Origin of the sequence: Blastomonas sp. UPD001 (genome assembly GCF_003426715.1) — a bacterium.
GTDB lineage: Bacteria > Pseudomonadota > Alphaproteobacteria > Sphingomonadales > Sphingomonadaceae > Blastomonas.
Window position 1 is genome coordinate 1 of the sequence record NZ_QKVT01000105.1, and the last position, 1,070, is coordinate 1,070.

At 66.9% G+C, this 1,070-nt stretch carries 1 protein-coding gene; it reads right to left on the minus strand.

The features are described 5' to 3' along the window. A partial coding sequence (locus DM995_RS19220; RefSeq protein WP_198669502.1) for a CHAT domain-containing protein occupies positions 1-1,070 on the minus strand: 1,070 nt, incomplete at both ends.

The window sequence follows — 1,070 nt, forward strand, 5'->3', positions numbered from 1 at the left end:
GCTGCTCGGCTCGGCCTTCGAGGGCCGGGTCGCCAAAGCCCATGAAGGGCTGGCGGCTCGCTGCGCCGCCCGCCGGTGCCGTCGCGCGCTTGTCGCGCAGGAACTTGAGCGACTGGAGCGAGGGGATCTGGATCAGCGCATGCGCATCGGCAAACCATTTGGTGGCGCGCAGATTGGCCGGGTCGCCATCGGCGCCTTCGGGCTTTTCGGTGACCAGCATGCCGAAGGGCAGCGACGAAAGCGGCCCGCCGGCAGCAATGAACACATGGCGCTTGCCCTTGATCGTCTCCGACACCGGGGCGATGAGCGTCTCGTACAGGGAAAAGGCGGTGCCGCGATCAAAGGGATAGGCACCGTCACCCTCGTTCGACCATTGCGCATCCTCGACCGCATCGACGTTCACGTTCGCGCCGACATCCCATAGCAGGCGGCGAACCTTGGCAGCGATCTCGTCGCTGTCTGCATCCGCCTTGTGCCAGGCCGTGCCGGAGGCGCTGACTGCGAAAACATGCGTCCCCTTGTCGCTGGGGACAATCAGCAATGCCGCCTCATCGGCGCCCAGCAGCTGTTCGGCCTGGGTTTCGGACAATGGCTCGGGCCGCACGAGCGCGAAATATTGCGGAAACTGCTGTCGGAGGGTCTGATCGATCGCGGCGATGCGATCGACCATGACCTTGCGGCCTGCCAGCAGGTTGGTGCGCAATTCTGCCGCGCCCGGCGCGGTACTGGCCAGCGCCTCGTTGTACTGGCGGGCGTTTTCGGTCCAGCCGGTGGCTAGGGTCTCGCGTTCGCGGACCAGATCGCCCAGCGCGGGATCGATGCTATCGGCCAGGCCGCGCGCGGCCATCCGGGCGATGGCATCATTGGCACCGCCCGCGATGGCACCTTGCAGCGCCGAAAACGCTTCGCCGCGAATGGTCGACAGGTCCTGCTGCCGGGCCAGCCACATCGCATCGGCGGCCCGGCTGTAATAGTCGGCCAGATTGGCTCGGTCGCGGGTGCTTTGCGCTTCGCCGCTCAGGCCATTGTCGGCGGCGCCGATGCGTTGTGCCAGCCCCGCGAGCAGCATC